The sequence below is a fragment of the Vibrio mangrovi genome, from assembly GCF_024346955.1.
In the GTDB taxonomy this organism is placed as follows: domain Bacteria; phylum Pseudomonadota; class Gammaproteobacteria; order Enterobacterales; family Vibrionaceae; genus Vibrio; species Vibrio mangrovi.
This window is the reverse complement of the sequence record NZ_AP024884.1, coordinates 800,219-825,710: the sequence shown is the minus strand read 5'-3', so window position 1 is coordinate 825,710 and position 25,492 is coordinate 800,219. Positions and strand designations below refer to the sequence as shown.

Annotated in this window: 11 protein-coding genes; 8 read left to right on the top strand and 3 right to left on the bottom strand. The window is 43.9% G+C overall.

What is annotated here, in order from left to right; genetic code table 11:
- Window positions 1-40 precede the first annotated feature (40 nt).
- The 4 genes from OCU74_RS19870 to OCU74_RS19855 all read left to right on the top strand — a co-directional run bounded on the left by OCU74_RS19870 (window position 41) and on the right by OCU74_RS19855 (window position 15,072).
- Window positions 41-4,615 (top strand): beta-ketoacyl synthase N-terminal-like domain-containing protein, encoded by a 4,575-nt coding sequence (locus tag OCU74_RS19870; protein ID WP_087482171.1) that lies wholly within the window; start codon window positions 41-43, stop codon window positions 4,613-4,615.
- Between the two features lies 1 nt (window position 4,616).
- Window positions 4,617-5,573: a hypothetical protein gene (locus OCU74_RS19865; RefSeq protein WP_087482170.1), complete on the top strand. Its 957-nt coding sequence runs from the start codon at window positions 4,617-4,619 to the stop codon at window positions 5,571-5,573.
- An 83-nt stretch (window positions 5,574-5,656) separates the two neighbouring features.
- Window positions 5,657-13,414, top strand: a complete 7,758-nt coding sequence (locus OCU74_RS19860; RefSeq protein WP_143693279.1) for a non-ribosomal peptide synthetase — start codon at window positions 5,657-5,659, stop codon at window positions 13,412-13,414.
- A gap of 47 nt (window positions 13,415-13,461) precedes the next feature.
- Window positions 13,462-15,072: an MBL fold metallo-hydrolase gene (locus OCU74_RS19855; protein ID WP_087482168.1), complete on the top strand. Its 1,611-nt coding sequence runs from the start codon at window positions 13,462-13,464 to the stop codon at window positions 15,070-15,072.
- A gap of 37 nt (window positions 15,073-15,109) precedes the next feature.
- On the opposite strand, the gene OCU74_RS19850 is transcribed toward OCU74_RS19855, so the two are convergent.
- Together OCU74_RS19850 and OCU74_RS19845 are read right to left on the bottom strand one after the other, a co-directional pair.
- Window positions 15,110-16,345, bottom strand: coding sequence for a MupA/Atu3671 family FMN-dependent luciferase-like monooxygenase (locus OCU74_RS19850; RefSeq protein WP_087482167.1), 1,236 nt, complete (start codon window positions 16,343-16,345; stop codon window positions 15,110-15,112).
- Between the two features lie 125 nt (window positions 16,346-16,470).
- The gene (locus tag OCU74_RS19845) at window positions 16,471-17,637 is read right to left on the bottom strand and encodes an AAA family ATPase (protein WP_087482166.1); all 1,167 of its coding nucleotides are present in this window, start codon (window positions 17,635-17,637) and stop codon (window positions 16,471-16,473) included.
- A gap of 172 nt (window positions 17,638-17,809) precedes the next feature.
- Between OCU74_RS19845 and OCU74_RS19840 the strand changes: the two genes are divergently transcribed.
- From OCU74_RS19840 to OCU74_RS19830, 3 genes are all read left to right on the top strand, one after another.
- Entirely contained in the window at window positions 17,810-19,003 is a 1,194-nt protein-coding gene (locus OCU74_RS19840; protein ID WP_143693277.1) for a CehA/McbA family metallohydrolase domain-containing protein, read from the top strand.
- 66 nt (window positions 19,004-19,069) lie between these two features.
- Window positions 19,070-20,053: a phosphotransferase enzyme family protein gene (locus OCU74_RS19835; protein ID WP_087482164.1), complete on the top strand. Its 984-nt coding sequence runs from the start codon at window positions 19,070-19,072 to the stop codon at window positions 20,051-20,053.
- A gap of 157 nt (window positions 20,054-20,210) precedes the next feature.
- Window positions 20,211-22,211 (top strand): carbamoyltransferase family protein, encoded by a 2,001-nt coding sequence (locus tag OCU74_RS19830; protein WP_087482163.1) that lies wholly within the window; start codon window positions 20,211-20,213, stop codon window positions 22,209-22,211.
- 141 nt (window positions 22,212-22,352) lie between these two features.
- Here the strand turns inward: OCU74_RS19830 and OCU74_RS19825 are convergent, their stop codons facing one another.
- Window positions 22,353-23,621: a XylR family transcriptional regulator gene (locus tag OCU74_RS19825; protein WP_234993617.1), complete on the bottom strand. Its 1,269-nt coding sequence runs from the start codon at window positions 23,619-23,621 to the stop codon at window positions 22,353-22,355.
- Between the two features lie 247 nt (window positions 23,622-23,868).
- Between OCU74_RS19825 and xylB the strand changes: the two genes are divergently transcribed.
- The gene (xylB, locus tag OCU74_RS19820; RefSeq protein WP_087482162.1) at window positions 23,869-25,380 is read left to right on the top strand and encodes a xylulokinase; all 1,512 of its coding nucleotides are present in this window, start codon (window positions 23,869-23,871) and stop codon (window positions 25,378-25,380) included.
- Window positions 25,381-25,492: the final 112 nt, after the last annotated feature.

Sequence of the window (25,492 nt, the reverse complement as noted above, 5' to 3'; positions counted from 1 at the left end):
GTGCCATGAAACCCAGAATAAATAATGAAAGGTAGCTTTGATGGATGTGGATAGAAATAACGGACAAACTGAAGATGGCAGCGATACTGATATTGCAATTATTGGATTAGGGTTGAAATTTCCGGGCGCTGATAGTGAAGAAGCATTTTGGGATAACCTGATTTCAGCCAGAGAGTCCATCAGCCGATATAATCCGGATCTGTCGGAAAACAGCCTGTTTGCGCGTCCCCGCAAGTCTACGGCAGATTTAGTTGGTGCGGCAGGTATTATCGACGATGCAAACTATTTTGACGCGGAATTTTTTGGCTACAGCAGTAAAGATGCAGAATTGTCGGATCCTCAACAGAGACTGATGCTGGAGTTGGCCTGGCAGACTCTGGAACGTTCTGGGTATTGTGCTGAAAAATATCCGGGTCGTATTGGAGTGTATGTGGGAGCCGCGAACAATACATATGGGTATTATTTGCGCGAGCGACTGTCCGAACTACCAGATATCGGGTCTGGTCAGTTGGGAGTCTTGAACAACACAGACTATATCAGTAGTCAGATTTCTTACCAGTTGAATCTTAATGGACCGTCTTATACGGTTCGGACTGCTTGCTCATCCTCACTTGCTTCTGTTCATCTGGCTTGTCAGGCTCTGCTGGATTATGAGTGTGATATGGCTTTAGCTGGCGGCGTAGCAATTCGTACACCTCAGCAAACAGCCTACCAGTATCTTGAATCCGGTATTCTGGCTAAAGATGGGCATTGCAAAGCGTTTAGCTCACAGGCCACGGGAACAGTGTTCAGCCATGGCGCTGGTCTCATCGCAGTGAAGCGGTTACATGATGCAATTGATGATGGAGATATGATCCTTGCTGTGATTAAAGGAAGTGCCTGTAATAATGATGGCCGCTCAAAAGGCTCTTTTACCGCACCTTCAGTTGAAGGTCAGGTCGCTGTCATTCAGGAAGCGTTGGCACATGCCGGAATCTCACCAGATAAGATTGATTATATTGAAGCTCATGGTACGGGAACTGATTTAGGCGATCTGATCGAACTGACCGCTCTAGAAAAAGTCTTTACCCAGAGAAACAGACGTAATACACCGGTTTTAATTGGTTCTGTTAAATCTAATATTGGTCATTTGGATGCAGCATCCGGGATTGCCGGTTTGATCAAAACCGTCTTAGCGTTGAAATATTGTCACATTCCACCGAGTCTCTATGCAGAAAATCCCCGGGAAGAGTTCAGCAGACATAATTATCCGCTTCGGCTAGCCTCGTCTCCCATTCCTTGGATTCCACAATCCGGTGAGTCCCGCTATGCCGGTGTCAGCTCTTTTGGGGTCGGGGGAACCAATGTACACGTTATTTTGCAACAGGCTCCGGAATTTCCCTGCTCAGAGCGAGCGGGGCAAGGTCGGCCTTTTGAAGAAGATACATATCATATCCGCTTGTCAGCAAGAAACTGGCGGGATCTGAGAGAAAGGGTCTTACAACTCGAAAATTATCTAACTGAACACCAGAACGGGAGTCGTGACTATTCAGACACTCTGACCCTGAACGATCTGGAAGGAACCCTGGAACAGGGACGGCGGGATTTTTCTTGTCGTCTTGGTGTGACCTGTCATGATTGTGACTCGCTTATTCTGGGGCTACGGAAAAGCCGTGATTTGATGACTCAGTCACGTTTAGGCCAGTATTCGTATCAGAGTGAAAGTCTGCATGGAAATTTAGCTGATGATAAAGGTGAGATATTTTTGGGGCAGGTTCAGGATCAGCCCCGATTATTGCTTTTATTTTCCGGTGTACATGAGAACCCGATTGCCTGTGTGAAAAGCTTTTATACGGCGGATCAGCAATGCAGAGAAGAAATTGAACATTGTATCAATATTGCCTGTCGGGAGTTTAGCGGCTTTGCTGAACTAAGACGTGTCCTCAGTACTTCAGACAATGTTACCGGGGATGACTATTGGAAGTATCGCGATTTTTCTACGCAGGAAAGGCTGTGTACATTTATGGCCGATTATATTTTTGCTCGGATGCTGATTATGCGGCATTCCTATCCGAGTGAATGTGCTGGTTCGGGTATAGGTATACTGGCTGCTGCCTGTATCAGCGGCGTGATCGATATTGCCGATGCTTGTCAGTTATTGGTGCATTGGGATGATAAAGAGCAGCTTCTGACAAAATTACAAGATATCACGTTCAGAACAGCACGATATCCGCTTGTTTCTAATCAAACCGGGTGGCGGCAAACAGATGAAGAAAGAATATCCGGGACATTCTGGTTTTCCCAGTTGACTCATAACATAGAAGAACAGGCGTGGCGTGTTGTATTGTCGGGCTATGATGTTGTCGATGTGGTTGAAACCGGATATGAGCAGCAGCTGACCCGGTACCTATCGGGTCAGCCGTACCGGATAAACGAAGCAACAGAAATAAAACGTAAAATGGTTGGTTATAGTTACCGATATTGGCAAAGATGCCAGTTACGTTTATGGACAAGAAGACCGGTGCTCTCTTCGCCCTGTCATCAGCGTTTTCGGCGTATTGTATTACCGACTTATCCGTTTTGCCGGCGGGAATATACAATATCAACTCTGGAACTACCGCCCAAGGCTGATAAAAATCATCAGGAAAGTGACAGTGCTCCTGTGAATAAGATAGATGATCGCAGCCAATGGTTTTATACCCCGGGTTGGGTCCGTGACTCTCGGCAAACTGCCTTTCCCCGCATGGCAGATACCAAAGAAAATCCTGTCTGGTTAGTTCTGGGAGCGAATGAAAAGCAATGTGAAGCCTGGAAAGATGCATTGACGCGGAAAGATATTCGGGTGGTGACTGTTTTTTCTGGTGAGACTTACCGTTGTTATCGGGAAGACCATTATTCAATTAACCTGAGTTGTCAGATGGATTTTCGGCAACTGTTTACACAGTTATCGCTGGTGGGGCTTGCACCGCACAATGTGATTCATTTGTTAAATCTAGGAGATTGCAACGCTCGGTCGTACGGACTGTATAACCCATTTTACAGTGTGATATGGCTTGCTGCAGTACATGCGGAACATTCGGTAAATTCTGAAGGTTTTTTCATTGTATCTCATCATGCTCATCTGGTTCATGGAACAGAGCAAATGGCTGCGGAGCGGGCAATGCTCTCTGCATGCATCAGAGTGATTCCGCAGGAACATCATCGATTAATTTGCCGAAATATTGATATTGACGACAGTGAATCAGATATTTTGCAACCGGATACCTTTGAGCTGATTTATACAGAAATTATTCGTGATACTGATGAGAGAATTGTTGCTTACCGGAATGGTATGCGCTGGACACCGACATACCAGCGGCTCACACCTTCTATGGAGCAAATATCATTGTTACCGGAACATGGAGGGACTTACCTTATTCTGGGAGGATTGGGTAGTTTTGGACTGATAGCTGCCGCATATCTGGCCGGAAAAGGCGCTGCAACTGTCGTATTGGCTCATCGCGGGACTTTCCCTGAGCGTTGCCAGTGGGAAGGATATCTAGAGACGACTGAACACGATGATCTGACGGCTGCAAGAATTCGTCGGCTAAAGGCAATAGAAGAAACAGGATGCCAGTTAGAGCTTGTGCAGACAGAATTGGGTAAAGATGCTTCATCGTTATTTCAGGTGTTCGATAAATTAGTGAAACAGCATGGTGATATTACCGGTGTGATTCATACAGCAGGCGTCACCGGGCCTGAAACGCACTTTTCAGCAGAACGGGCGACTACTGAGCGAAGTGAAAAGATATTTTCCAGCAAAGTCGATGGCATCAGGCATTTAATGCAGGCGCTTGAGCACTTCAGACCCGGATTCTGTCTGTTGACCTCATCATTATCCCCTTTTCTGGGAGGATTGGGACTCTCTGCTTATACCGCTGCACACTGTTTCATGGACATGTCCGTGCTGCAAAACCATTTGCAGCAGCACTTGTCATGGAGAAATAGTCGATTGCCAGACGATATACCTCTGGCACAAAAACACACGACTGTTTTACGGACAATTAACTGGGAAGGTTGGGCTCCGTTAGGGTCTGTATTGTCAGCGCATGCTGCCGGCAAATCGATCAGTCACTACTGGATGTCCGAAGAAGAGATCTGTGCTTGCTTTGATGAAGTGTTGAAAGTTCAGCAGCCACAGCAGATGATCATTGCAACCGGTGACCTTGAATCGAGAATGCGGCAATGGCAGGATTTTTCAGATAATAGCAGAAGGAGTTTTTCTGATCAGAATGCAGAGCAACAATCAATACATCTGCTGCAAGATGAACAACGTCATGATGATATTGTTTCTGAGTATTCTCTGGAAGATGTTTGTGAAATATTGAAAGGTCTGGTGACTGAATTATTAGGAAATGAAAAGGTCAGTGAAACGGACAGTTTCTTCCATCTGGGAGGAACATCTCTGACCGCATTGCAATTATTGGGGCGGGTTCAGGATATATTCCAACAACGGGTTTCGATAGAACATTTTTATAATAACTCGACTATTCAGGAATTGGCTCAGATCATTTATTTTCAGTTCGATCAAGACAAACTACACCATATTGAAAGTATTCTTGCGGAAATTGAGGGGTTAGATGCGGAGGAGCTGTAAGATGAAGAATAAAATGACGGTGTTAAACTTGCTTTTACCGCAGTGGAATCCGCTTCAGGTATTTCCTGTGTTGCCAATGTTTAAAGGTTATTTTACGCATCATGGGTTAGAGGTGAAAACCTTAGATGCTAATGTTCGCTTCTATCATTGGTTGTTATCGAAAGATTTTCTGAAGATATTGGAGAATCATGTCAGTCATACCATGATGACAAATGCGGTGACGAGATTACAGTGTGAAGCTGCTGAACATATTCAGACAGTGATAAGTGAGCCTGAACAAACATTTGACCCTATTTTTAATCTCCGTAAGCAGGAGGTATTTGAGGATGAAAGACAGCGAAATCATGCCTTAGAAATTTGGGAAAATTATCTGACATCTGTTTCGATATTCTTTCCTCCTATGCATCTTAGTTACCGTGGACTTAAATTTGAACTGCCAAAAAATCCGGAAGCAATAAGGAACTATTGTCAAAATGAGGAAGAGAATTTATTCCGGCTTTATTACACACATGTATTATTTGATCAGGTTCAGAATTTAAAACCAGATTTCATCACCCTATCTATTATATCGAATGAACAGTTATTACCGAGCTTGATTTTTTGTCATTTGATTAAACGATTATTGCCAGATATTCATTTGTGTGTCGGAGCTCCATTATTAGTCGAATATTTAAAGTTAGGACATGGATTTGAACAACTTTTACCTGACGAACTTGATTCATTGGTCATTGGTCACCATTTTGAACCTTTCCTCGCATTAATACAGGCGTTAGAGCAAGGTAAACCCGTTCCGGAGCATCCATATTTACTTCGTAATATTAAACAAGAGCAGCATAAAGTCATGGAATGGAAGCCTATCTTACCTGAAAGTGGTTATCCAAAAGATTACTCGGATATTAATCTTTCTGACTATTTCCATTTTTCCCCATTAGGGACTGTCAATAGTCATATGTCGTAAAGCCTGAATGAATTCACTTCTCGGGAGTGTTCTAAGGTCAATGTTCTCTGGTTATATTATTGAATAAGAAGAAAAATATCATTGTGAAAAATAAATTATCTAAGGTATCGGAGCGTATTGACGCGCTAATTAGCCACTATGCCCAAGACCATGCGGAACAAGTTGCATTGGTCGCGAATGATAAAAAGTTGACTTATGGAGTACTTGATCATCTCTCGGATAGGCTATGTCAGCGAATTATTCAGCAGCAGGTTGATGCAGAGCGCCCGATAGCCGTCTGCTTGCCTCCTTCACTCGAGTTGTTTGTCAGTTTGCTGGCGGTGCTGAAATCTAATCATATTTTTATGTATTTGCCACCGGGTAATAGTGCTTTACAGCAACACTATTCGACATATGCTGAGCCGGAATTGGTTATCGGAGAGAACCAATTCTTGACCGGAAAATGTGTTGAACTTCCGATAATATCCTGTGATTTAGCGGAACTTGGTGAAGTATACCCTGAGCGACATTCGGCATTGATTAACAGTCATCACCAGTCACCGGCAGCAATTTTATTTACTTCAGGAACTACCGGAGCATCGAAAGGTGTACTTTATGATCATCATGGACTTTTGAACCTGATTCAGATTGCGGCAGATCAGAAAGAACTAACAGTATTACAACTGGCATCTCCACTATTTGATGCTTTCTGGGTTGAGTCGCTCAGTGCATTGCTTAATGGTGGTCAGTTGATTCTTCCGGATCGGGATAATCTTCAGCCACAGTATATTTTCGAACTGATCAAGCAGTATCGTGTAAATTTCATGGTGGTTGTGACCTCTTTTCTGCGTACATTTTCTCCTAAAACGGATTGGGTCAATCCTGAACTGACGGTTTATTGTGTCGGAGAGTCCTGTTCACCAGAGCTGGCAAAACAGTGGTCGCAGCGGTGTCGTTTTTATCATGCTTATGGGGTTACTGAAGCCGGAATTCATTCGCATCATTATTTAGTATCGACGATAAACACTGAGTGCAGTTCTGTACCGGTGGGCCGGCCGATTAAAAATATATTCTGTTACTTACTAAATGAAGATATGCAGCATTGTGGCATGGATGAGATCGGAGAAGTTTATCTTGGTGGTGATTGTATTGCATTAGGCTATTATCGATCTCCCGAGCTTACTGCAGAGCATTTTGTTACCGATCTCTTTTCCAGTACTCCTGATAAAAAGATGTTTCGGACGGGTGATCTGGGCCGTTACGATCAGGATGGAAATCTGATTATTGTCGGACGCAGGGATGAGCAGATAAAGATCCGGGGAATCAGAGTTAACTGTGAGTTGCTTGAGCAGCAGCTCATGAATATGCCTGGTGTTGAAAATGCAGCAATTGTTTCTCTGAATCATAAAACAGATATCGCGGCATTTGTGTCAGTAGAATCAGATTTCATCTTTGCAGACGCTGAGCAGGAATATATGAATCACTGGCAAAAATTGGTTGATGAACTTGATTATCACCAGGGATATGAGGATGAGTTTAATATTGCGGGTTGGCATTGTAGTTATCGGAATCAGCCGCTCCCTGATTTTGAAATGCGGGAACAGGTTCATCAGGCAGCGAAGAGAATTTTAGAGCTTAAACCTCGGTATGTTTTGGATATTGGTTGTGGAACAGGATTATTATTGTTTCAAATTGCACCTTTCTGTGAGGGATACTGGGCATCTGATCTGAGTGGGCAGGCGATTGACCAAATATGTAAGCGTCTGTCGGTTCCACCCTGGATCGAAAATGTGACCACTTTACATCAACCGGCTCATGATTTTTCAATTTTCGAATCACAGGAATTTGACACGATCATCTTAAACTCGACAGTACAGTATTTTCCGAACCTTGATTATTTGACCCGGATTATTGAAAAACTGTGTAGTTATATTAAACAGGGAAATATTTTTATTGGTGATGTAAAACATCACCAATTGCAGTCTGCGTTTCAATTTGAGCGAATGAGGCGGTGTAATTCGTATCAACATATGACAGTGGCGCAGATGATTGAAGAAGTTGAAAATAGTCAACGACAAAATAGTGAGCTTTCAATTACCCCTGAATATTTTTATTGGCTCGGACAGAGGATTGATTCTGTCAATTATGTGCAGATCATGCCTAAAGCCGGTCATCATGATAATGAACTGAATCAATTTAGATATGATGTTGTACTTCATATTCAGGCTCCGATCAAAAAAAGTGGGCCGATACAATATTTGCAGTGGGGAAAAGATGTTGATTCATTGGAATGCCTGAAATCAAGTCTCGTACATTATCCTGGACAAAATATATGCCTGATGAATGTACCGGATAACAGGAAATCTCAAACTTTGGCTTTATGGTCTTATTTGAGAGATTATTCTGGAGATAAAACCGAGAGGCTTATCGATGTTATTGCCTCTTTTGATGAGCAGTATATAGATAACTCATTATCTGTTGAACCGGAAGATCTGATTCAACTAGGAGAGACACTGAATTATGTGACTGAATTGAGTTGTCTGGGATGCGCAGATGAACATCAGTTTGATATTGTTTTCTGGCAATCCTCCGACGAAAAATATCAGTTAGACTTTTTAGCCGATCATCTGCCGGCAAGACGCCATTCATTAATTAATGGCGGGCTATCTGATCTTTCTTTTCATGCTTTTGCGAATAGACCTTATGTGGCAATACGTGATTCGTTGCTGATCAACCAGGCAGAAACCCGGATCGCGGAGTTATTTCAGGGGCAGTGGATGCCTCTCCAATGGGTGAAAGTTCTTGAACAATTACCGTTAGGACACACCGGAAAAACGGATCGGAAAGCACTTGAACAGAAAGCCCAGACCATGGTGGAAAGTCATATCGGCTATCGGAGTAAGTCGTCCGGTCATCATGCGGCTTTACATGATACTGAATTATCAGGAGAACTTTTCGATATTCGCTCTTTAGCTGCTGTCAGGAATGATGCGACGGACGCGATCCGGCAGGTTGTCGGAAGAGTCTGGTGTGATGTACTTGGTGACGAAGCGTTGAATTCTGAGGAGTCTTTCTTTGCTCTTGGCGGACATTCGCTGAAAGCGGTACAGATCATTTCTAGATTGAACCAGATCTATCAAAGTCATTTGAAAGTTGTTGATTTGTTACAGAATCCGAAGCTTGAGGCTTTAGTGAATATTGTCCGAAACAGGCAGCAACGGCACGAGAATCTTCTTGCCGCTGAAACGTCTGGGCATTTGACTCCGGAAAATAACCAACAACTGTCAACTTATATAGATAAAGCATTTACAACTGATGAACTGCTTGAAGACGCTAAGCCAATGGTTTCTTATACTCAAAGACGTTATTGGTTTTTAGAGCAATTGAATCCGGAAAGTTCCGTTTACAACCTGCCATTACAGGTCTCTATCCGAGGAACATTAGATAAAGGTTGTTTAGAATATGCTCTGAGAGCAATTGGTCAGCGTCATCAGGTTTTCAAGACACGTATTGTAGCGGATGACGAAAATGATTTGATTCAGTTGACGGATGCTCCTGCATTTGGTGAATCACTGGAATATCTGAATATCAGGCATCTTGATCGTCAGCGTCAGACTGAAATCATCGATCACTATGTTGAATATTTTATCCGCCAGCCATTTGATTTGAGTGTCGGTCCATTACATCGTTCGATGCTTATTCAGATTGCGGAAAATCAGCATCTGTTACTGATTACATTACACCATATTATTGCTGATGGGTGGTCTTTGAATATCCTGTTACAAGAATTCCGGTCTTTCTATCAGGCAAGAATGAACGGAGATACTAATTTATCTGTACTCCCTAAAAATCAGTATATTTCATATAGTACATGGCAGAACCTCTGGTTAGGTAGTGATGAAGCGAAACAGCAAAAACAGTACTGGCTGCGTAAATTAAATGAGATTTGTCCGTTTGAGCTGCCCACTGATTTTTCCAGAATTATCCCCAACAGACACCGGGGAAAAACTCTATTTACTCTGTTAGATAGCCAGAATCTGGCAGCATTGAAAACGTTGGCTGCCGGGAAAAACTGCACTCTATTTATGGTGCTATTGACTATCTTCAAGATTTTGTTATGGCGACATTCGGATCGGGATGATCTTTCTGTTGGTACACCGGTTGCGAACCGACACAGGCTGTCAGACGAGCAGGTTATCGGTAGTTTTGCCAATACGCTGGTCATTTGTAGTCAACTGGATGAGCGTCTGACATTTGAGCAACTACTCGAACAAGTTCGGACTAATTTGTTAGAAGCCTATCTTCATCAGGATTATCCATTTGAGAAACTGGTCGAAGATATCCAACCGGAACGGGATTTAGGGAGATCGCCCATTATTCAGATCTGGTTCTCATACTTTAATACCGAACTTGATCATGTGGTTATAGGCGATATGGAACTTGAGGAACTTGAGACAGGTATCTCCGGGGCTAAGTTCGATTTATCGCTTTCTCTTACCGAATCTGGAAATACCCTCAAATGTGCGTGGGAATACAATACAGACTTGTATTGCCATGAAACGATAAGTCGGTTATCGGAACGCTGGGGGAGACTGGTCAGTGAAATTTTGTCATCCCCATTAGCTCTGATCGGTGATTACACTATGTTGCCGGAACAAAGCATGCGACGGAGCGACGGTCTACTCATGCAAGAGACTGTGCACCGTCTTTCTGATGATCATGTCATGCAATGCTTTGATAAATGGGTACAGACTTCATCGTCAAACCTGTGTCTGATTGATGAAACCGCCCGTTTTACATACGGAGAAGTTGCCCGTCAGGTTCATCACATGGCAGCAGGACTCATCTCACATGGAATTCGTTCGGGTATGCGGGTTGCGGTATTTTTGCCTGAAAAGCTTGAAACATCTCTGGCTATTCTGGCGATTTTCAGGGTTGGTGCATGTGTTGTGCCGATAAGCTGGGATTACCCTCGTGAGCGTATCTGCTACATCCTCGAAGATGCGGGGATCGATCTGTTGGTTCATCATGAGACAGCAGAGAAAGAGATCATTGAAAATGTACCCTCTCATATCTCATTCTCAGCATTGCAGGCTGATTTACCCTATGCCGCCGAACCTCCGTACAATATGCCGTCGGGGGAAGAAACCGCTTATATATTATATACCAGTGGTACTGAAGGATGGCCGAAAGGAGTTGAAGTTGCTCATCAGTCAGTCAGTATTCTGTTATTGGCTCTGGCTGAAACATTAGAGTTCACTGAGCAGTGTAAAATGCTCTCTTGTTCTTCAGTCGGATTTGATATTTTTATGCTGGAGCTATTGATGCCGCTGTTTAGCGGAGGTGCGGTCTATCTGGCTGCATCTTTGCAGGTCAAAGATCCTGAAAACCTGATTAAAATTATCGATACCGAGCACCCTTCTCACATTCAGGCAACTCCATCGCTATACCATATGCTTGTCAACCAAAGCTGGGTGCCTGCGAATCGATTAACTTTGTTGTGTGGCGGTGAAGCATTAACCGAAAAACTTGCCGCGTCTCTTCTTCAGACCGGAGTCCGCCTCTACAATATGTATGGACCGACAGAAACAACAATTTGGTCAACTTTTGCAGAAATTAGTGATCCTCAGGATATTAGTATCGGTAAGCCGGTGCCGGGGACAAATTGCTATATTCTGGATCGTCAGCAACGACCATTATGTAATGGTATTGTCGGAGAGCTATATATCGGTGGAATGGGAGTTGCCCGAGGATATATCCGCCAGTCAGGCCAGAATTCCGGGAAATTTATCCCTGATCCATTCAGTCATATAGTAAATGCAAGAATGTATCGAACTGGCGATTTAGCTCGCGTAGGGGCGAATGGGAAACTATATCTGTTAGGGAGGAAAGATACCCAGATTAAATTGTCTGGACATCGGATTGAACTGAGTGACATTGAAAAAAATCTGGAGCGTTGTCAATCGGTTGATCAGGCTTGTGTTGTTTTCTTGTCCCAAGATAAGCCCCGGCCTACAAATCGGATCGTGGCATTTGTTACGGGAAAGCCGAATACGCATGTTGATATTACACAGTTAAGAAAAGAGCTGATTTGCTATTTACCTGCCTATATGCTGCCAAATCCGATCCTTCAGCTCGAAACTCTGCCGCACAATGTACATGGTAAGATTGACCGGAATGCACTCTTGAGCGACTACCTGACACTAAGTCAAATCCCCTCCGGACGTTCAAACGTCTCCGGTAAGACCCCACTGGAAAGTTTTATCAGCACGATTTGGGCTGAGACTTTAGGTAATATTGAAGCATATGACATTCGCCCCGAGGATAACTTTTTCTCTGATTTGGGGGGGAATTCCCTAATGATCCCGCAGATGATGTCGATCATACGCTTTGGATTTCATATGGGGCTGCCACTGAGGACTATATTTGAATCTCCGGTACTGAAAGATTTCTGTGCCAGTATTGAAACTCTTCGGGAGAGTGAAGCGATCAGGCCTCCCTCATCGGATATTTATGATAACCGGGTCGAACTATCTGGACGGCAACAATATCTGATGAGACAGATAGTTAGTTCTTCTGTTCCCACATCTTATTACAACAGGGCCGTGAGCTATTCGTTTACAGTTGATTCTGAGATTGGTTACGATGTGCCATCTCAGGAAACGTTATCTCAGCGTGTGAAATCGGTGCTAAGACAAAGTGAAGTTTTCCGGTACCGTCTGCTCAACAAAGGTGAGGGAACATTTGAGTGGTCCGTTTTTGATCATATTGAGCCGGAGGTCACGTGCCACCAAATTCTGAGTCATCAATTAGCCCATGATTCTCTCACGAAGATACTTCAGCATCACCGGGAAAGAGAGTTTGATCTCTATCATCAAGCTTTAATTCGGGTGCTCCTGTTACAAATTATAAATGATGTTAATGTGGTGGAGCGATATGTAATACAAGTTGTTGGTCATGGTCTTGTCGGTGATAACCGAACATTTGAACTTGTTCTACAACAGATAAGCGATAATTACAGGAAAAGACCAGAACCAACACAGCTTCAGTATAGACACTTTGTTCAGTGGATGGATAAGTGGTTAAGCGGTCCTGTTGCTCAGCAGCAGAAGCGACTGTTGACCCGGTGGTTTGACCGGAGTGATGTATCGATTGTCAACTCTCCCGGAGCGTGGGTACCTGAGTATATCTTTCATAATCAACCTGATTCATATTGTCATGTATTCGCGTTGTCACCTGAGCGACAACAGAAAATTGAACAGTTAGCTTCTAGTGTCGGATGCCCGAAAGAAATTATTTACCTATCCGCTTATTTTAGACTGTTACAAAAACATGCTGATGCTGTCTCAGAAATATATGACCGGGGTGGAAAACCAGTTGATTCAATATCTTCGAATCATCGGATAACGGTTGGTTGGCTGAATGATCATCGAGACTGGTCCGGTACAGATATTATGTTCGGCCCAATGGAAAACTTACTTTTAGTACAAGCCGAATTTGCACCACATGTCACAGATAAAAGACTCGTTTCATTGACATTAGAAGCTTACCATCGCGCGTATTTCTTAAGGGATGTGGTGAGTCATCATATGTTTACACCTTCATCTGATGCTGTACCGATACATTATGATGCCTCCTTTTCTTCGGATGTCATCGTTCCAAACATGCTTGGTATGACTGCTAACGAGTTGGAAGCCGGGATACATCTGCAACTCAGACGACTGAGCGAAGAAGCAGAGCAATTGGAGTTGAGAGTAAATCAACAAATGTTTTCTTCTGGCCGTTTTTCCCAACCAGTATTCGATAGTCTGGTGAATGATTTTGAGTCAATTCTCGAAAATCTGGCATTTGACATCTACTAATTGAGCAAATTGATCACTGTATAAACAAAAATAAGGAAACTAGAAATATGTTTAAGGCAGAAACGGCGCTTTTTCTGAAGCCTGAGGTCAGAGTCGAAGCTCTCGTCAATCAGTGGTATGCCTGGTTATATACCGTATCTCCGGCAGCTGCTGCGAGATATTTGGTTCAACGGCAGATTCCTTTGCTGAAATCTTATATTAAAATGCCTAAATTACATACGATGGCAGCCCGTTCTCCCCGATTGGAAGGTGGCAATTTTGTCGATTTGGCTCCCGAGTATCTTGATGAATGTTGTGTTTTGTTGGATCAGTTACTTGCTCAGAAAGATGCGCAAGTTCTCTCGGATGCCTTACTTGACTTAAATCGGCTGCTACAGAATCACCCGTCTGAACATAGCCTATCAGAGTTATATTCTGATATTCCTGCTTCGTTAAAAGGTTATGTTGAACTGACTTACGATATGTTCAATAACCTGAGCTATCGGTTGATGGAAGCATTACTGTATCAAAGTGAATATTATCGGACTGATCGACAAAGCCTCTCTTTAAGTATTGATCACCAAGCGCGTGCATTTACATTGAGCACACCAAGAATTGCCGATTCGGGATATCACTGGCCGGTTGCTTTTCGTGATAAAAGAGTGGATCGACTGTTTCAGACTGAGCTGGAGCCATTAACATGGTCTGAAATCAAAGCACTTTTATCTGTCAGTGAAAAAGATGAAGAGCAAGTCAGGAAGCTATTTACTGATGAACAACGTTTCTTATCTCCTGAGATAAAATGTACAGATATGGGGCTTCCGGATAAGCAAGGGTCGCTACGTTGTCACTACTTCGGTCATGCCTGTGTGCTTGTTGAAGCTCAGGGAAAGACATTGCTTGTTGACCCGGTGATTAGTTATTACGACCATTCCGATCCGGAACGGCTTTGTTTCAGAGATTTACCGGAACATATTGATTATGTACTGATTACTCATGGCCATATGGATCACCTTAATCTGGAAACTTTATTAAGAATCAGATACAAGGTTGGTACTGTTGTGGTTCCTGCAACTACCAATGGGCAACTTCAGGATCCATCTATGAAGCTCATGTTAGAAAACTGTGGTTTTAATCATGTGGTTGCACTTGATAACTCTGAGCTAATTACTTTTGCTGAAGGATTTATACAGGCCGTTCCTTTTTTTGGTGAACATGCTGATCTGAATATTCAGGCGAAATGCTGTTATTTGATTTCGATCGGTGAACAAAAAGTAATGTTTGCAGCCGACACTTGTAACGTTGAACCAGCACTTTATCAGCACTTTTTCAGGCTATCGGGAAAGGTTGATTATCTTTTTGTCGGTATGGAAAGTGAAGGTGCACCGACGCACTGGATCTATGAACCTGTTCTTGCGGATAAATTATCTAAAGGTGCCAATGAATCACGCAGGCTTAATGGAAGTAATGCTATTCAGGCTGAGGCTATGGTGAAAGATCTTGGATGTGAAAAAGTATTTATCTATGCTTTGGGTCTGGAGCCATGGTTATCACCATTAATGGGATTAACACATACTGAAGATAGTAAACAACTTCAGCAGGTAGAACAGTTCATCAACAGCCTTGGACCTCAGGGAATTGATGTAAGACTACTGTCAGGAACCTGCCGGGTGCTGTAATTTATCTGAAAATCTTCTATTTACCCTGTTGAACAAGTTACCGTCCTTGCTTCTCTTTTTTCTTTTGAAGCTGGGACAGTGACGACAAGCTTTGTCTGATTAATTCATTGCTAAGCCCAAAGTCAATCAGACAAGCAACCTCGTCGACATCAGCTTGTTTTAGACGATTCAGCATTTTCTGGCAGACGGACTGCGACCCAATGAGAGTTTTGTTGGTCAAGAAATACTGATATATCTCATCTGCCTGCGCGTTATTATCCCATATGTTGTCCAGCGAGTCGGCAAGATTGTTTTCAATATATTGCTCACTCATACTTAAAAAAGTCTTCAGATAGTCTGATAATGACTGTCGTATTTGTTGTGTAATGGCTTTAGTTTCATCTGATGTGATATGTTCGGGAAACAGGAAGGTATGCATCAATAATGTGACATTCCCTTTTTTCTCCGGATGGTGTTGCTTTAAAGCTGCTCTATAGCGACGAATATTTTCGGCACAAGATTCCAGATCGCTGGTAATAAGGGATGTTAATACATGAAGGCCGAGCTGACCTGCACGCTCGAACATGTCTCCTGAATTGGTTGTCAGCCAGATAGGAAGTGATTCACTGCTATAAGGCCGTGGATAGGTGAGTGTCTCTGTGAGTTGGTTCTCGCCATTTGGTAACATCCGGGGCTGCCCACGCCATAAAGATATTACGGTCTCCAATCGGGAAAATAACTCTTGTTTTCTCTGTGTATATTGTTCTGGTGCCATAACAAAGTCATTGCTGTGCCAGCCGCTGGCAAAACCGACACCGGCTCTTCCTTCTGAAAGTTGATCAACAAGAGCCCATTCTTCGGCAACCCGTAATGGATTGTGTAAAGGAAGTACGACACTTCCGGAGCGGATTGCTATTTTTTGAGTCTGGGTGGCAATTGCCGCAGCCAGTACCGCAGGATTAGGGTGCAATCCGCCAAAATTAGCAAAGTGCCGTTCCGGTAGCCAGATCGCGTGAAATCCTGCTTTATCCGCATCACGTGCTGTTTCAAGAATAAATTGGTATTGTGTTGAGGAATGCTCATTCTGCCCGGCAGAGAAATAACATAAACTGATATCAATCTGGCGTGTTGTTGCATGGACTGATGAATCATCAGAAGTCGTATCTTGGTGGAGCTGGTCGAAATCTATAGATAGCCCTTGCTGCTGTAATTGCTCCAGAAAAGTTGTTTTTTGATCCTGAGTCAGTGCCTGATATCTCTGTTTTAATCGAATATAGTTATTGTCATTGTTCATATTGTTTTGTCTTAAATGAATATTTCCGAAGGGTAGGATTCAACATTATTTTTGGGTATCTCTGATATCCTTACTTTAAATATGGTGCTGTATTGGAGCAATAGTCCAGTAGAATCAATTCATGTTTAGCGATGATCCGGCCATGACCAAGGAGGTATATTCAATTGATTCTGAGAAGTAATTAAGGTTTCTCCGAGTCGTTTCTCCAGTTGAATTCTTGAATGCGGAACAAGCGTTTCAATGGACTCAATCAGTTCGTGACTATGAGATATAACCCACACCTGAGTCCTCTTTGAGGCCTGAATAATCAGCCGTGCAAGTGCCGGAAATAAATCTGGGTGCAGACTTGTTTCCGGCTCATTCAATACCATAAGAGGTGGCGGCGATGGTGATAACAAGACCGCTATCCATAACAGAAAACGTAACGTCCCATCAGACAGTTCGGCACCGGAGAGTGGGCGGAGTAAACCGTACTGGTGAAAATGAATCCCGAAGCGACCATCATCTAACCGGGATATTTCTAGCCGGGATCTTGGAAATGCATCTTCAATTGTTGTGTCGAGCATCTGTTCATCCCCTTGCTCGCGGATGGTCTGCAACGCTGCTGCCAGATTATTTCCTTCATGATGCAATACCGGAGTTCGGGTGCCAATTTGGGGTTGTCTTGACGGTGCATTCTGATCTGTACGGAAATCGCCATAGAAACGCCAGCTTCTAATAAATTCTCTTAATAAAAAAATGTCGGGAGCGATCGCGGGGTTGTTGATTTGATCAAATAAGCTAACTGAACTGTGGACATGTTGGGATATTACTTGCCACTTGGATTTATCTTTTATCCGAAGTAGTGGGCCTTTTCTTTCAGCCAGAATGGTGCTAGGACGATAACGCTCTCCATACCAAATTGCTTCATGCTTGATTTCGGGATCCAGAACAAAAGCTGAATGAGATGGTATTGGTAATCCCAGTGAAATTGCATAGCTCAGGTGTTCGGTTGCAAATCCCAGTTTTAGTCTTTTTACAGTTTTTGAGGCAATGCCCTGAACCGGTTGTTCATCGGTATACATGGCTTGTGAGAAGTTTTCCGGCCCGGCCCAGAAAGCCGAACTAAGGCCACCTTCGGCAGCAAGGGAGTTGACAACACCATGCTGTGCTGTTTCTGATAATAATTTTAAAGCACGGTATAAGTTAGACTTTCCACTACTATTTGCGCCGGTAATCAAATTAAGTTGTTCCAGAGAAAAACTTAAGTCCCGAACCGAGCGATAGTTATTAATTGAGATTGTCGAAAGCATGTTACCGAAATTATCCCCTGCTTATCTAATTGATTGCAAAACAAGACGTTGATACCATGTGGCCATGCCATTATCAATGATGACTGTGAGGTTGAAAATCATTTTTTTGAAGTCTGTCTGGCAACTCCGGAAGTTATTTTTTTTGTCTGTTTCTGCCTTTTACCTGGTATTTGTGCCTGTAGTCGTTTCAGCGCAAGAGAACAGTATCTCTCCTTATTCTCGGTTGTTTAAACTGAGAGGAGATCTTCACATTCACTCAAAAACAGCTAGCTTTGATTCCATATGTCTCTCACCGGGCTGTCGTTCATTCTCCGCATCGGAACAGTTTACAGAAGCCTATCAGGCCGGTCTTGACTTTGCCGCCGTGACTGAACACCTGAGACATCCTCTGCCACCTTATAAAAAAGCAAGTGAGCAACAATGGCACAAGGTCATTGCATCAGCACAACGATATCGTCCTGAGGACATGATAACATTTTACGGCTACGAGTGGGGTAGTTCCATGCAAAGCTGTTATTGGCTGGATGCAGATAAAAAAGATTACGGGCATAGAGTTGTGATTTTACCACCGGGTGAATCACGTTATTGTCTTGCTGATCAATGTCGTACACCAGATGAACTGGCGCGGTTTATGGCGAAAGTCGGGGCTGTCGGTATTACTGCCCATCCTTGGCGAACGTTGATTGTTGATCCAAAATTTAATGAGCAGAAACGTGATAGTCTTCCTGCTTTTTTATCCCGGAACTATTTTGATTACCGTGGAAATGGTCAGGATGATGTATGGATCGGGGCTGAGGTTGGCCCTGATTTTTACTCAATCAGTGGTCAATGGGCGTTATCTCCGATTTGCGAACAACCAAAACTGCGTCTTGATACTCAGACGGTTACGGTTCCCGAGTGGGAAGATGCTTTGGCAAACGGTAAATGGCTGGCAGCTATTTCATCATCAGACCGGCATTTTGATTTTATTCCATTTGGTTTGAGAACAACGGTTGTTTTTGCCAAAGAACGCTCACATCAGGGAATTATGGAAGCTCTTCGTGCGAGAAGAACATTAGCGGCATATATGATGCCGTTTAATGTCGAACTATATTCTGGTTCGGCAATGTTTGGCGATACGGTTGATAAATCGAAAATGCTATCTATCAAACTTGACGCTGATTCCGGGTCGGTTGAAGAAATGCAACTGAACCGGCCTGGCGAGACTATCCGGTCTTGGAAAGGTGACAATGCGATTGGTTTATTCCGGATTCCAGCTCAGGATATTCCATCAGGGCCGGTATGGGTTCATATTATCGGAACTGAGGTTGATGATAATCTCCATTTGCAACGAACAACGATTACAAGCCCAATTTGGCTCAAATGAGTTCTTTTGATGCTCTGATACAGAATTTTTTCAGCATCAGCTCTGGTGTTTTAAGAGAGGTATACAGTGAATACTGCCCGGCACAATGAATCTGCGGTGATAGAGAGTCGCCTTAACGGAAATGTAATAGGTCCAACTGTTGCAGGGTATTTTAACCTTCCGGCATATAACGGCTGTGAGTTCTTCTTTCGTGGATGTAATGATACCTATCGTCTTAAAACTATCGGACATCATTATGCTTTGCGAGTTTATCGATATGGTTGGCGTAGCCTCGCGGAGATTCGGTCAGAACTTAAATTACTCGAACAATTGGGGCTGATTGCAGAGATTGTTGCAAGTCCGGTGATACCTGAATCAAAAGACCCGATTATCACATTTGAAGCACCTGAAGGAAAACGGTACGCGATTTTGTTTGAATGGGTAGCAGGGCATCCGCCGGATTATGCCAGTAGCCAGCAGGCAGAAACTTTTGGTGTGAACATGGCTAAGCTACATCAGTCTTTTGACTTGTTACCCATGACTGAGACACGTAAACCGATAGATCTCGATGTGCTCTTTCGTCAGCCGATGGAAAAATTGATGTCGCAGAAGAGTATTACTCCTGATAACAAACAAGTATTGGAGCAGGTTGAACAACTTTTAAAACTGCGGTTAACACATCAGGCTCTTTCTTCATTGTCATGGGGATTATGTCATGGAGATGCACATGCAGGGAATGCGAGAATCTCCGGGGAACAGCTATTCTTTTTCGATTTTGATTTTTGTGGGCCAGGATGGCGGTTATATGATCTCGCTACTTATTGTTGGGCGAGTATGCTGCGTTGGCAACCGGAAGAATGTCGGCAAGCTTTTTTACAGGGTTATTTAACCCAGGGGAATTTACCGCCTCAATCGATTGACTTGCTAAAAGAATTTGTAATATTGCGCCAGCTCTGGTTTTTGGGATATGAATTGGAACGACAGAATATTGTTGGCTGCGGATATTTTTCTACGGAATATTTTTCCCATCATATAGGTTTTCTCAAGTATTTGATGGAAACAATTAAATGAACTGTGGTTCAAGTGAAAGAAGACGTAATTCTCTCACGCTCTTCTTTCACCGTTGAGTTAAATAGCTGCGAGAGAAATGATCACTTTAGCAGCTGAGACGTTTGCAGAATAATGCTTTGAACTCATTTGAGTATAGACAACATGAATAGGAAAACTGATGAAAGTATTAGGCCTTTCCGGGGGAATTGATACACTATTTTCAAACGACTTTCAGTTGTGGGCAGAGACACTTTCCCATGACAGTGCGGCAGCTTTGGTTATTGATGGGAAAGTGATCGCTGCTGTAGAAGAAGAGCGCTTGAACCGTATTAAACACACAAATTTATTTCCAGAAAATGCAATAAAATATGTATTACAGCAGGCGAATATCACGCTTGATGACATTGATGTTATTGCGATTTATCTGAATGAAATGTTTTTAACCGCAGGAGCAGTCATACGTCAAATCGAGCTTGGGCGTCCTCAACGAGATATGGACCTCCGAACCATGATTGCACGAAGGCTTCAGGGGTTTAGCTGCCATGAAGAGCTTCACCAAATTGCTGCGAAGCTAAAATTTTATGACCATCACTTGTGCCATGCAAAAAGTGCACTTCCATATGGTGGCGCAGAGAAATCTCTTGTGTTTGTGACCGATGGCATCGGTGAAGAAGTTTCCGGATTAATTGGTTGTATTTATCCCGATGGTGAGTTTCAAATGCTGGATGTTCTTTCCAGAGTCCAGTCTATCGGAATTTTTTATCTCAATGTGACTCGATTTCTCGGTTTCTCTTATCAGGACGAGTACAAGGTAATGGGGTTAAGTTCATATGGTGATCCTCATAAATTCAAACCATTAGTGCAGTCTTTGTATAGACAAAACGGGCCGCATCGATATGAGTTTTTGTCTGCTCCGGAAATCTATAGCATATTAGCCCGGCATGTTGAACCGCGAGCGAAAAATGCAGAAATCACTCAGACACACAAGGATCTGGCTGCATCACTACAATTGGTTGTTGAGGACATTATTCTTGATATTGTTGGGTTCTGGCAGAAAGAAACACTGACTGATTCTCTGATTATGTCTGGAGGCGTTGCTCAAAACTCAGCTGCAAATGGTCGGCTATTAAGTGCCGGATTATTTGATGAAATCTTTGTTTCTCCGGTTAGTCATGATGGGGGATGCGCGCTGGGGGCTGCAATATTGGCTACAGAAGATGCAGCAGTGAAGATACCGCGTCCAATTAAATTCAATCCATTTCTTGGCCCGGATCTGGGGGATGAACCTGAAATACGCTCAGCACTGGAAAAATGGATGCCATTACTTGAGATTACTCATTCAGGTGATATTGCAACCGAAGTTGCTCGTCTGTTGGCTGATAACTGTATTGTCGGTTGGTGTCAGGGAAGAGCAGAATATGGTCCCCGGGCGTTAGGAAACCGGAGTATTCTGGCCGATCCTCGTCCAGTTGAAAATCGCTCCCGGATTAATCGTATTGTAAAACATCGCGAAGATTTTCGTCCTTTCGCGCCATCTGTTTTGGCCGAATATGCAAATGAAATTTTTGAAATCCCGGAAACAATTTGCCAACTGGATTTTATGACACATGTTGTACCAGTAAAAGAGCCTTATCGTGAGTGGCTGGCGAGTGTCACTCACGCAGATAACTCCGCCCGGATTCAGACGGTTACCCGTGAAGATAATCCAAAATACTGGCATTTGATCGACGAATTCCGTAAACAAACCGATTGTCCGGTTTTATTAAACACATCGTTTAACAATCATGCTGAACCTATTGTTACCACAGTGACTGATGCGGTAGTTAATTTTCTGACCTGCGATCTGGATGTATTGGTTGTTGCTGATTTTATTGTCCGGAAAAAAGAAATTGATGAGCACCAGTTACTACAGTTATCTGTCACTATTCCGTCTTATATCCGCCTTACTCAAAGTTATGATGAAGTAGAGAAAGGCAACATGCAGAGAAAGTTTTATTTAACGCATAAAACCAAATATGTGGATTATCCGGTTTCTGAAGAAATTTATCATTTACTCAATCAATGTCAGGCTGGTGCAAATCCGATCGGTTCACTTACGGGGGCACTGAATTCGGAATCGATAAGTATTTTAAAAATGTTATGGTTTGAACGTCTGATCGAAATAGCACCTAACTCGTAATATCTGTCAGTTCTGAAGCTCATTCAAGGTTCTTGAAAGCAGTTCTAATTTCAGATGCCAGATAGATATCAATAAGTCAGTCCACCGTGACCATAGAAGGTACGGTGGAGACTTATAGATGATTTTTGTGTGTTAGTAGTTTCAGGAGTGATGCTGTTCCCGGGACTGTTGTCTCCGGAATTCTTTCGGCGTACATCGCTGATGCTTTTTGAACACACTGTACATGTATTGTAGTGATGGATAACCGCATAACTCAGCAATTTCTGCCACGGGTAATGCTGTTGTTGCCAGCAGATGGCGGGCTTGTTTCAGTTTGGAGTGATGGATCTCCTGATGAATGGAGTGACCACATTCTTCTTTAAAACGGACTTCCATATTAGAGCGGGAGATCCCGACATAATCGAGCACCTGCTCGACTTTTATTCCTTTACAGGCGTGATGGCGAATAAAGTGCATTGCCTGAATGACGTAGGGATCTTTGAGAGCCTGATAGTCGGTACTTTGTCTGGCATGAACCTGAGTCGGAGGAACCAGACGGCGGGTTTGTCTCAGGCTGGCTAACTGCCCGTTGTCCTGAGGATCGGTGTTGAGCAGCCGGTGCAGTAGTTTGGCCGCCTGATAACCCATCTCTTTACAGCCCTGAGCAACGGATGATAAGGAAACCCGGCTCAGATAGCGGGTCAGTTCTTCATTATCAATACCAATTACTGAAATTTTGTCCGGAACCATCAGTTTCAGATGGTCACATACCTGAAGCAGATGCCGGGCTCTGGCATCGGTTACGGCGATGATCCCGACCGGTGTCGGTAATTGCTGTAACCAGTCAGCGAGGCGGTTCATATCATACTGCCAGGTTTGTGGGCTGACTTCGTTCCCCCGATAAACCGAGCCGGTGTATCCTTCCCGCCGTAAGAGGTGAATAAAGGCTTGCTCCCGTTCATGGGACCAGCGTCGCCATGACTCCTTCGGCATGCCGTAGAAAGCAAAATTTTCAATTCCTTTCCCTTTGAGATGCTGAAAAGCCAGTTCAATCAATGCCTGATTATCAGTGGCAACATAGGGAACATCCGGATAATCTGATGCCTGCTCATAAGAGCCTCCGATTGCAACAACCGGAAGCGATGTCTCTTCGAGCAGTGCTCTGATATCCGGATTATCAAAATCGGCAATGACACCATCGCCCCGCCAGGTGTGGAAGTTTTCCAGATGGGTGGTGAACTCTTCTTCCAGATAAATATCCCAGTTGCATTGGGACGCTTGCAAATATTCTCCGATACCTTCCATCACTTCCCGGTCATAGACTTTGTTGGCATTAAACAAGAGTGTAATCCGGTAGCGGCGTTCCATGAGATTGCGGTATTGATGGTGTGGGAAAGCTTTCAGAGAGGTAATTAGTGGCTGTTTATTCATAAATAATTTTGATTATATTTTGACCATAAATTTCAAGTCTAACAGGCGGGTATTGGGCTAAATGTGATCCTTCACTCAGTCGTTAAATCCATGAATCTGGCTACGAAAAATCGTAATTGTGTCTTGGGAGCTGCGAATTATGATGATGTTCAGGAATATAAAATAGGGCTAAACCGTGGATATGCCTGAATGAATCCGGCATCTTGGGTGGCCTGGGTATATTTACCGGAAAGTGAAAGGGTAGCTTATGTATGTTGGAATCGATTTAGGAACATCAGGTGTCAAAGTTATTGTGGTTTCTGCAAGTGGAGAAGTGCTGGGAAGTCAGGTTGTACCACTGGACATTTCCCGTCCGTTTCCGCTGTGGTCTGAACAGGATCCGCACAGCTGGTGGCAGGCAACATGTCAGGCAGTTCAGGAATTAGGCAAACAGTATGATCTTGCTGCAGTTAAAGCTATCGGTCTATCCGGACAGATGCATGGTGCGGTTCTGCTGGATTGGCAGGGCGAGATTTTGCGTCCGGCGATTCTGTGGAACGACGGACGCTGTAAAGCAGAATGTGCAGAGCTTGAACGTCGGGTTCCGGCTAGCCGTCAGATCACGGGAAATATGATGATGCCCGGATTTACTGCACCGAAGCTACTTTGGGTGGCTGAGCATGAGCCGGATATTTTTGCCCGTGTAGATAAAGTGCTGTTGCCGAAAGATTATCTGCGTTACCGGATGACCGGAACCTATGCCTCGGACATGTCGGACGCTGCCGGAACTATGTGGCTTGATGTTGCCAGACGGGACTGGAGCGATGAACTGCTCGCGGCAACCGGATTGACCCGGCATCAGATGCCGGAGCTGTTTGAAGGGAATGCCATTACCGGAACACTCAGTCCTGCACTGGCTCAGGCATGGGGAATGCCGCAGGTGCCGGTCATTGCCGGAGGCGGAGATAATGCAGCAGGTGCTGTGGGTGTCGGGATTATCGAACCCGGTCAGGCCATGTTGTCACTGGGAACATCCGGGGTTTATTTTGCAGTCAGCGACGGCTTCCTTGCTAATCCGGATTCGGCATTACACAGCTTTTGTCACGCATTACCGGATACCTGGCACACGATGTCAGTCATTCTGAGTGCGGCTTCCTGCTTGAACTGGGTATGCCAACTGACCGGATTTTCTGATGTCGAACAAATGCTCAGTGAAACGGAAACAGAGTTTAGCAAAAGGGCGCATTCGGTTGATCCCGGTACGGAAGTTGTTTTTCTTCCTTATCTGTCCGGTGAACGGACACCGCATAATGATCCTCATGCTAAGGGCGTGTTTTTCGGGATGACTCACAGTACTTCGAAATACGATTTGGTTGTGGCTGTACTGGAAGGGGTTGGCTTTGCTTTTGCTGATGGTTTCGATGCGTTGCATCAGACTGGATTGATTCCTGAAGAGGTGGCGTTGATTGGTGGTGGTGCGCGTAGCCGTTACTGGCGTCAGATGCTAGCAGATATTGTGCAATTACCGTTGGTGTATCGTCAGGGTGGTGATGTCGGCCCGGCTCTAGGTGCTGCTCGGCTGGCAATGCTGGCAGTGACGTCAGAGCTGACGCCCCGGGATGTCTGTCCTTCCCCGGCACTGATTGAAAGACATGTTCCGGATATGCAGAAGAGAGAAACTTACCGGCAAAAACGGACAACCTATCAGCAATTATACCGTCAGTTACAGCCGGTATTTGCTGTGGCAGATTCAGCGAAAGGAAACAATATCCCCAAATGATCTCAAGATACGGTTTCAGCAAGAATCACAGGATTAGAGGCAAGGCAGAGATTTGAGTTATCGTCATGCTATAGTTGAAAGTATACAGAGAGCCTGAACGGCTCTCTGTTGA

What these genes read in the sequence shown, in the direction of transcription:
- OCU74_RS19870 (WP_087482171.1), top strand. Translation starts at nt 41, where the DNA reads ATGGATGTGGATAGAAATAACGGACAAACTGAAGATGGCAGCGATACT.
- OCU74_RS19865 (WP_087482170.1), top strand. Translation starts at nt 4,617, where the DNA reads ATGAAGAATAAAATGACGGTGTTAAACTTGCTTTTACCGCAGTGGAAT.
- OCU74_RS19855 (WP_087482168.1), top strand. Translation starts at nt 13,462, where the DNA reads ATGTTTAAGGCAGAAACGGCGCTTTTTCTGAAGCCTGAGGTCAGAGTC.
- OCU74_RS19850 (WP_087482167.1), bottom strand. Translation starts at nt 16,345, where the DNA reads ATGAACAATGACAATAACTATATTCGATTAAAACAGAGATATCAGGCA.
- OCU74_RS19845 (WP_087482166.1), bottom strand. Translation starts at nt 17,637, where the DNA reads ATGCTTTCGACAATCTCAATTAATAACTATCGCTCGGTTCGGGACTTA.
- OCU74_RS19830 (WP_087482163.1), top strand. Translation starts at nt 20,211, where the DNA reads ATGAAAGTATTAGGCCTTTCCGGGGGAATTGATACACTATTTTCAAAC.
- OCU74_RS19825 (WP_234993617.1), bottom strand. Translation starts at nt 23,621, where the DNA reads ATGAATAAACAGCCACTAATTACCTCTCTGAAAGCTTTCCCACACCAT.
- xylB (WP_087482162.1), top strand. Translation starts at nt 23,869, where the DNA reads ATGTATGTTGGAATCGATTTAGGAACATCAGGTGTCAAAGTTATTGTG.